General features: G+C 41.4%; 10 protein-coding genes and 1 tRNA gene. 7 read left to right on the top strand and 4 right to left on the bottom strand.

Translation table 11 applies throughout. The features are described from left to right. Positions 1–85: 85 nt before the first annotated feature. Positions 86–158 (bottom strand) — tRNA-His (locus F8S12_RS23615). 124 nt (positions 159–282) lie between these two features. On the opposite strand from F8S12_RS23615, the gene F8S12_RS23620 reads away from it, so the two are divergent. From F8S12_RS23620 to cobA, 3 genes are all read left to right on the top strand, one after another. Next, on the top strand, positions 283–666 hold the full coding sequence (locus F8S12_RS23620; RefSeq protein WP_196518755.1) for a DUF4359 domain-containing protein: 384 nt from the start codon (positions 283–285) through the stop codon (positions 664–666). A gap of 151 nt (positions 667–817) precedes the next feature. Then, positions 818–1,546 (top strand): sirohydrochlorin chelatase, encoded by a 729-nt coding sequence (locus tag F8S12_RS23625; protein ID WP_196518756.1) that lies wholly within the window; start codon positions 818–820, stop codon positions 1,544–1,546. Next, entirely contained in the window at positions 1,543–2,322 is a 780-nt protein-coding gene (gene cobA / locus F8S12_RS23630; RefSeq protein WP_196518757.1) for a uroporphyrinogen-III C-methyltransferase, read from the top strand. The genes F8S12_RS23625 and cobA overlap by 4 nt, the downstream gene beginning before the upstream one ends. A gap of 68 nt (positions 2,323–2,390) precedes the next feature. Here cobA and F8S12_RS23635 read toward each other — a convergent pair whose 3' ends face one another. Then, positions 2,391–3,500: a response regulator gene (locus F8S12_RS23635; RefSeq protein WP_196518758.1), complete on the bottom strand. Its 1,110-nt coding sequence runs from the start codon at positions 3,498–3,500 to the stop codon at positions 2,391–2,393. A gap of 223 nt (positions 3,501–3,723) precedes the next feature. On the opposite strand from F8S12_RS23635, the gene F8S12_RS23640 reads away from it, so the two are divergent. Together F8S12_RS23640 and F8S12_RS23645 are read left to right on the top strand one after the other, a co-directional pair. Beyond that, positions 3,724–3,945, top strand: coding sequence for a hypothetical protein (locus tag F8S12_RS23640; protein WP_196518759.1), 222 nt, complete (start codon positions 3,724–3,726; stop codon positions 3,943–3,945). A gap of 110 nt (positions 3,946–4,055) precedes the next feature. Continuing rightward, positions 4,056–4,211 (top strand): hypothetical protein, encoded by a 156-nt coding sequence (locus F8S12_RS23645; protein ID WP_196518760.1) that lies wholly within the window; start codon positions 4,056–4,058, stop codon positions 4,209–4,211. A gap of 487 nt (positions 4,212–4,698) precedes the next feature. On the opposite strand, the gene F8S12_RS23650 is transcribed toward F8S12_RS23645, so the two are convergent. Next, on the bottom strand, positions 4,699–5,109 hold the full coding sequence (locus F8S12_RS23650) for a hypothetical protein (protein ID WP_196518761.1): 411 nt from the start codon (positions 5,107–5,109) through the stop codon (positions 4,699–4,701). A gap of 187 nt (positions 5,110–5,296) precedes the next feature. Then, positions 5,297–6,154 (bottom strand): acyl-CoA desaturase, encoded by an 858-nt coding sequence (locus F8S12_RS23655; RefSeq protein ID WP_196518762.1) that lies wholly within the window; start codon positions 6,152–6,154, stop codon positions 5,297–5,299. Between the two features lie 173 nt (positions 6,155–6,327). Between F8S12_RS23655 and F8S12_RS23660 the strand changes: the two genes are divergently transcribed. Further along, on the top strand, positions 6,328–7,557 hold the full coding sequence (locus tag F8S12_RS23660) for a TetR family transcriptional regulator (RefSeq protein WP_196518763.1): 1,230 nt from the start codon (positions 6,328–6,330) through the stop codon (positions 7,555–7,557). Between the two features lie 65 nt (positions 7,558–7,622). After that, positions 7,623–7,970, top strand: coding sequence for a Txe/YoeB family addiction module toxin (locus F8S12_RS40875; RefSeq protein WP_230968219.1), 348 nt, complete (start codon positions 7,623–7,625; stop codon positions 7,968–7,970). Positions 7,971–8,015: the final 45 nt, after the last annotated feature.

An 8,015-nucleotide genomic window follows, 5' to 3' on the forward strand; every position in this document is an offset into this window, starting at 1 on the left:
ATACTTGCTAAAGTAATGGTTATGATCTTTCAAAACCACAACTCACCTTCTATAACAAATTATGGATCACTATGAAATTATGTAGGGCGAACGACGGGAATCGAACCCGCGAATGGTGGTACCACAAACCACTGCCTTAACCACTTGGCTACGCTCGCCATTCAACAATCTCAATTATAGCAATTATTTGGCAAGCGATCAAGAGTTTTTGTTCAAGGAACGGACTCAGTTGATTTAGAGTCTCTGGAATCTAAGGATTACAATGAATTTTACTTGGCAAACATGAAACCCTTAACCATCATTGCATATACTGGAGCAGCAGCAGGACTCGCAGCCTTGGGTGTGACAATGGCAAAGACTAATCCCAGTCAGGTTGAATATGAAGAATATGCAGTGCAACGGCTGACAAAATACTTAAAAACCGATGTATGCAAAAAAACAACGAATCTTATAGAAAATTTAATCCGTTTTAATTGTGATAAGTTGGTTGACTCTGCTAACCCGCAAATCCAAGAAATTATTGCCAGGACTACAGTAAGACAAAACTACATTATTTTTAGTATTTACCGTACAGATTTAAAAATAAATTCTTGGATACCTTCTTACAAATTTGAAACCGTAGGAGCTTTTGCTCAATTTTATACTTACACTGCCGAAGAGCAATAAGGGAAGCAGCAGAGGAAGAAGTTAAAAGTGATTCAAAATATTTGTATTTAGTAATTGATAATAGTTTCAATAATCACCAGAGTACCTATTACCACCAGCTTAATCTTAAGTAAAATATGAGAATTAGTAATTGAGAGTTCAAGCTTTGCCAATGTCATCTGCCTATCTATTAGTATCTCACGGAAGTCGCGATCGCCGCCCAGAAATTGCTATGCAGGAACTAGCAAAACTGGTATCTAACAAATTGCCAAATAGTGAACATCTGGTTGGTATAGCTGCTTTGGAAATGAGTTCTCAGGCTTTACACGAGCAGATTCAACAATTTGCCAAGAGCGCTTTTTGCAATGGCAGAGTCTCTCAAAACGAGAATAATCTCAAAATTGTACCGCTATTTCTGCTGCCGGGAGTGCATGTAATGACAGATATTCCCGCCGAAGTAGCACTAGCACAACAGGCTATTGGTCAAGATATCATCATTGAGTTGCAACCATACTTAGGCTCTCACCCCAATTTAGAAAAATTGCTGGCAAAGCAAATAGCTGCTATAAAAACAGAAGCATGGATTTTATTAGCTCATGGTAGCCGTCGCTCAGGTTCACAAGAAACTGTGGAAGCAATGGCGGCGAGTTTGGGAGCAGTGGCTGCTTATTGGGCTGGGCCTCCTAGTTTAGAATCACGGGTGAAAGAGTTGGTAGCTGCCGGTTATCGGGAAATTGCAATTTTGCCATACTTTTTATTCGCTGGTGGAATAACCGATGCGATCGCTGCCTCAATAGAAGAGCTAAAATTACAATTTTCTGCGGTGACTTTCCAGTTGGCGCAACCCTTGGGAGCAAGTGCAGAATTAGCCGAGCTAATTTGGGATTTAACAGATAGATGAACCACACAGAAAAACAGGAGAACAAGTATTTGGGAAAGGTTTATTTAGTAGGTGCAGGGCCAGGAGATCCAGGACTAATAACCTTAAAGGCTAAAGGTTTATTGGAATGTGCAGATGTAGTCATCTATGATGCCTTAGTGAGTCCGGCAATTCTGGCAATGATTAATCCCCAAGCCGAGCAAATTAATGCTGGTAAGCGTGCAGGGAGACATTCGTTGTTGCAGTCAGAAACAACTCAATTGCTAATTGATAAAGCGCAGAATAATGCAATTGTGGTGCGGCTAAAGGGTGGTGATCCGTTTATTTTTGGTCGCGGTGGCGAAGAGATGGAAGAATTAGTAAAAGCTGGAATATCAACGGAAGTTGTACCAGGTATTACTTCGGGGATTGCAGCAGCAGCTTATGCAGGTATTCCTTTGACTCATCGGCTGTATAGTTCATCAGTAACATTTGTTACTGGTCATGAAGCTGCGGGTAAATATAGACCAATAGTAAATTGGAATGCGATCGCTCATGGTTCCGAAACCATTGTAATTTATATGGGAATTCACAATCTGCCTTACATTGTGGAACAATTAAGTACATCTGGGTTGAGTTTAGAAACGCCAATTGCTTTGGTGCGCTGGGGTACGCGGCCAGAACAAGAAGAATTGATTGGAACCTTAAAGACAATTGTCACACAGGTAGAGCAAACTGGATTTGGTGCGCCTGCGATCGCAGTAATTGGACAAGTAGTGAAGATGCACAGTATTTTATCTGCATGTCGTCCAATTTGATGATTGATGCAAAGCTTGTTTAAAGTAAAACTAAAGTCAATAAGGTAGTTATTTTATCTATTAAAAACTTAAACAATATGTTTAAATAATACTCTTAGTAGATCCCCTTGTGTAAAAGGCTTGGTTAAATAGCCTGATGCTCTGACTATCTTGGCTTTTGCTCTATCTATAAATCTTGATTTTTCTGACACCATAATTACAGGTGTATTTTTAAAGTGTGTGTGTTTACGTAGTAAAGAACATAGTTCATATCCATCTAAATTAGGCATCGAAATATCTAACAAAATTATATCGGGTTTTGTGTGGATAATCTGCATCAAAGCTTTCAAAGAGTCGGTAACACCGACAAAAGAAAATGTTTGCTCATCTAAATAACTTTTAATAGCATTTAATACCATAGGATTGTCATCAATACAGAAGATTGTGTAGATTTTTTTCTCAGCAGGCGGTTGAATGATTCGCTGACCTCTATGAGCATTAGTATTCATAGAATAGGCTGCTGGTTTATAGCCGTTTGTTCTAGGCAACTTTAGTGTAGTTTTGGCTTGAGGTTGTAGCTGATTTATTTGGAATAATTCTGAGGGGTGCGATTGAGAAGTTGGCGATGCTCTACGAGAGACTTCTCTTTCAGAGACGCTAACGCGAACGCCAACGCTTCGGGGTGTTTGACATTGTTCAACCAGTAAGCGGAGATTTAGATGACAAAACTTTGGCATGTCATCCAGAAAGCTTTCAGGAATAAATTCATAACTCCCCTGTTCTAAGCTCAGAAATGATTCTAGAACTTCTAGCGCCAAATGCTCTATTAGGATTGCCGCTTGAGAGGGACTAATATATTTCTGATTAACTAACCAGCAAATAGCCAGATAATCTGGATTCGGTATTGCCTGATTTTCAATACCAGTTTCAAATATCGCCCGCAACTGTTCGTCAATTCCGCAAGGGAGAGTAGAAATTTGCTGACTCAAGTGTTGCAAATTTCTGTAAAGCGGTTCAAACATTTTCTCTGAGTAGCAGGCATAAATCAGTTTACCTTCGTCCATATATATTGACCAAGAACCTGACGTACTAAATACCTGCAAACAACCAGTAACCGACTTACCAGTGATTTTTTTTAATAGAGATAAAGGCTGGAGCTTTTGGAAAAATCTGTATCTACTAATCGGAAGTGTCTTCATTGGAATAGCTCTGGAATAAAATTAATATTTGCAGGCAAAATTAGTGAATTACCTTTTCGGAATTCACGCGACTTTGTTGGAAGCACTGTTAGATAAATATAGCGGTCACATTTAAGTTAGTACAGAGATTCCACACCCCCCAACTCTTAATTAACCAATCTCTGTTAAGCTATAAAGCACGAATTACAACTAAACCAATTCATGCTGTTGCCCAATAGCAAAATTGCCTGACTGGTTGCCAGGATTAGTATTTCAAAAATTAGATTGGTTTTCTGTATCTTTCGCTAATCTCGCCAATCTAACAGTAACTCAAGTGCTACATACAGACTATTGGCTCTCGCCCATCAGTTGCAAAAATATCACTGTTATCCGTATTTTGCAGCCTAAAATTGCAGATATTTTAGTTCTCTTGCAAAAGTTTTTTGCCCCTAATGTTAAAGCCTGAAGCGACCAAAATCTACTGTAACGTAGACGAAAATGTGTCTTTATCAAGGCTTTTAGGTATTAAGTCCGTACTGCTAGTTAAAATACATTCATTTCCCGAACGCCAATCGCATGATAGTAGGCAAGCGATCGCCCTTGTATGAAGCATGGTGTGAAATATTTGGCTCTCCACAAAGAACAGATATCCCACAATACAGTCAGTTATCAATAAATCCGAGACATTTTGCCGGAAAGTTTGTCTTTTTTCGGGGACAAGAGCCAGCTTGATTTGGCGTTGATACAACTTGATCAGTGTAGCCCTTCCAATAACCTATTCAGGGGATAGTTGCTCAAAACAACCATTTTTTCTTCTCTGCATACAAAGGCGAAAATGAGAAGTTGATTGTCTTTTGGGTAGCGGCAATGCCCGAATATGACTTATGTTGTCAAGGGATATCAGGAGATAGCGGCAGTGATGAGAGTAGGTTAAGGAGCGATCGCTATAATCAAAATTTGCAGTACTTATACAGAGGATAAATACCTAATATTGTATAAAATAAATCTTTATGGCAGATAATAAATGTAAATTTACATACTCTATTAAGATGAATAAATCAGTAGAGTATTTTCGTGAGAGTCACTGCCCTTGAGAAATCGGCTCGTCTTGTTGCAACCCAACAAAACCTCGTTCTAACAACCGGCAATTGAGAACTGCGGCTGCCCTGTCCAGAAATGCAATCGCACTTTTTGGAAACATTTATACCTTGTGCTTCTCTCAATTGCGATCATTGTGATTAGATGCCGACTGTTGAATCATAAAAGAAAAACGTGAATACTTAACCACATCGGTAGAGGGATAATCCACCGACACTGCAAGTAACCCAATTTTTATCTCCTCGAAATAAATCACACCCCCAATACGTCCTCCAACTTGGAAAGCTCCATGAAATAAATGATACGGAGCTATGTAGATCAGCAAAAAGTCAGTAATCTTTATTTCCCTGCCAAACATCTGCTGACAAGTTTTGTAGAGGACAGCATTTAGGTATTCATTATAGGCAGGCTCACCCAGGTCGGTGAATTCCGGCTGATCCGCAAAATGATCCATATAAAATAACCAGATATGGGACAAGTCTGCTTCATCCGTCAGTTTTTTCTTAAGTTCCTGCAATCGGTCGATGTTCATAGTGTGGATATTGAGGAGATGGGGCGAGTAGACAGCACAGTTAAAAATCTACCACAGCGATCGCGGGCGATTCATCAGCTGCGCCCTCAGACTAGACAATCTCAAAAGCTCATCGACTTCTAAAAATTAGTAAGCCGACGGCAAATCAGCAGTCGGCATAGCAAATTCATAATGGTTTAGTTGCAATTTAGCCGTGAGTTGCACCTTGAGGGGGACGCGAGACAACTTTTTTAGCTAAACCCAAGGTCTGCAAAACTAGGATGCTCCACCAAGTAACATCAATCTCCCACCAAGACAACCCAGATTTCGCCATGTGGGGATAAGTATGATGGTTGTTGTGCCATCCTTCTCCATAGGTTAGGATGGATACCCACCAAAGATTACGAGCGCCATCATTGGCATCAAAGGTGCGATAACCCCACAGATGTGATGCTGAGTTCACAAACCAGGTTGAGTGCCAAAGCAAGACACACCTGAGAAACACTCCGTAGAATACAAAAGACCATCCTCCTAAGGCATAAAGCAGCAGCCCGAAGGGTATTTGCAATAGCAAGAAGTAGCGATCCAACCAGCAATAAAAGGGTTGTCTTGCTAGGTCAGGGGCATATTTTTTATAGGTGTCATAGTCAAAAAATTCTGGACGCGGGTAGAAAATCCACAGTATATGGCTCCACCAAAATCCTCTTTGAGCAGAATAGGGGTCTAAATTAATGTCTTCGGTGTGGGCGTGATGCTGGCGGTGTCCACCTACCCAAAAAATTGGCCCCCCTTGCAAAGCCAGCGCTCCAATCAGGGCGATCGCATACTCTAACCACTTGGGAACTTGGAAACTGCGATGGCTCAGTAGTCGGTGATATCCCAGGCAAATACCAATGCTCCCAAATAACCAGTGGAGAAACACTAGCAAACCTAATGCTGACCAGGAAAAAAACCAAGGAGCCAGAAGTGCTAAGGCATGAAATGCAGCAAAAAATACTACATTCGTCCAACTGAGTTGAGGTGAGTTGCCTCTCTCAGGGGCGATCGCCCCAAAATTTGCGGTCATAAAAATTCCTGTTGATGGATGATGAAGGAATTTGCTTTTTCTCGGATGCCATCCCCCAAGGGATTTTCCCAACCTGTACACCGATTCGTTACAGTAGAGTAAAGCAAGTGTCACTTACATTTGTTATCCTAGCAGGATTCTGATCCCCTTGCAAGTGCCACTTGCATTTTTCTATGTCGTCTCAACTTTTTTCCACTCGTCAACGCTTGATTCAAGCTGCACTTGAGTTGTTTTCTGCTCAGGGAGTCAGCGCCACTACAACCCGCCAAATTGCTGAAAAAGCCGAAGTCAACGAAGTGACTCTATTTCGGAATTTTGGCAATAAGCATGGGCTACTTTTGGCTGTGCTGGAAGAGTCCGCAGCTTTTAAGAATTTGGGTGAATCGCTGGTGCGGCGGGCAACGCCTCCCGGCAATGTTTACCAAGCTCTTAAAGATTATGCAAGTGATAGCTTGCATGCACTAGAACGAGTGCCAGAGTTCGTCCGGTCTGTGGTAGGTGAAGCCGACCAATTCCCGGCAGAAAATCGCCGCGCACTAGGCAGGGGAGTAACAGAGGCAAACCGTTATGTAGCTCAGTATTTAGCTACTGTAATCCAGCAGGGACACTTAAACACCTACTTAACGGCAGAAAAATTAGCCAGTTTGTTGAATGGGATGATCTTGGGATATGCGGTAATTGAGTTCACCAGTGAATTTCACGAACTTTGGGAGGATCGGGATGATTTTCTCGAAAATTTGGTGGAATTGTTTTTACATGGAGCGATGTCAGCTTCAGCAGAATCAGCAACAAACTCCTTCCAAAGAGGGTTGACTACCACAGAAGTAGCTGATTTGCCTGCTAGTTTAGTTCACGAAATTCTGCAACAAGCCAGGAAATTGGGAATCCGAGATTATGCCTTGGCTTATGTGTTATTTGGGGCTGGATTATCCGCTACTGAAATAATTAGCTTGGAGCGATCGCACCAAATCTACGAGACTCAAGGACACTTTCTGCAAATCACAATCCCTGGATTTGTCCGTCAAGTACCTGTGAATCAGTGGATTTTGGGCAAACGCTACGGCTCTTTTACGAATAATCCTCTGATTAAATGGCTAAAAAGCCGTAAGGATGCTCAAACAGCCATGTTTTTGAATGAAACAGGCAAACCGCTCTCCGAATCAGAGCTTGAGACACGTTGGCAAGTATGGAGTGAGGGATTGTTAACTCCCCAAGGACAAACGCCAGCCACAGCACAAGCACAACAAACCTGGCGTGTAGAAATGTTAATGCGGGGGATCAGTTTAGAAAACTTGAGTATTTTAACAAGTTGCGATCGCACTCAATTACAACCTTATGCTCGCCGAGCCAGAGAAAAAGCTGCCCTAGAGCAAGCGACTCGTTTGGATCATAAATCGGGATAGGGGAGTGGGGAGATAAGGGGAATAACAGGACTTAAACAAAACTGAAGAATAAAAGCTAATCCTTGATGGAACAAATACGGCTATTGAAAACATTGAAACAAAGACCAACTTGGTCAGTTTTACGCCTGAGGAATGGAATAAAGAATATAACATTCGCTCTTGAGGCATTTGAACAATTCAACGACTGGGCAGCACAAGATAAGAAAATTCATCGTAAGATTATCACCCTGATTAACGATATTGTTCGTCAACCATTTACTGGACTTGGCAAACCTGAACCTCTAAAGCATGAACTGAGCGGATATTGGTCAACGAAGAGGAAAAGGGGCAGTTCTTGCAGGGAGCAGAGGGGAAACCCCATAAATAAATTTATTTGCTCTGAAAACTTGGACGCATTATTTCGAGATGCGTAGCACGAAAAATAAATATTTTTGCTTTTGGGCATAAATAAATTTATT

This window comes from Nostoc sp. WHI (assembly GCF_015714725.1).
Classification (GTDB): Bacteria; Cyanobacteriota; Cyanobacteriia; order Cyanobacteriales; family Nostocaceae; genus Nostoc.

Bases quoted from the DNA above. Each gene is read 5' to 3' on its own strand.
- F8S12_RS23620 (WP_196518755.1), top strand. From the start codon at position 283: ATGAAACCCTTAACCATCATTGCATATACTGGAGCAGCAGCAGGACTC.
- F8S12_RS23625 (WP_196518756.1), top strand. From the start codon at position 818: ATGTCATCTGCCTATCTATTAGTATCTCACGGAAGTCGCGATCGCCGC.
- cobA (WP_196518757.1), top strand. From the start codon at position 1,543: ATGAACCACACAGAAAAACAGGAGAACAAGTATTTGGGAAAGGTTTAT.
- F8S12_RS23635 (WP_196518758.1), bottom strand. From the start codon at position 3,500: ATGAAGACACTTCCGATTAGTAGATACAGATTTTTCCAAAAGCTCCAG.
- F8S12_RS23645 (WP_196518760.1), top strand. From the start codon at position 4,056: ATGATAGTAGGCAAGCGATCGCCCTTGTATGAAGCATGGTGTGAAATA.
- F8S12_RS23650 (WP_196518761.1), bottom strand. From the start codon at position 5,109: ATGAACATCGACCGATTGCAGGAACTTAAGAAAAAACTGACGGATGAA.
- F8S12_RS23655 (WP_196518762.1), bottom strand. From the start codon at position 6,154: ATGACCGCAAATTTTGGGGCGATCGCCCCTGAGAGAGGCAACTCACCT.
- F8S12_RS23660 (WP_196518763.1), top strand. From the start codon at position 6,328: ATGTCGTCTCAACTTTTTTCCACTCGTCAACGCTTGATTCAAGCTGCA.
- F8S12_RS40875 (WP_230968219.1), top strand. From the start codon at position 7,623: ATGGAACAAATACGGCTATTGAAAACATTGAAACAAAGACCAACTTGG.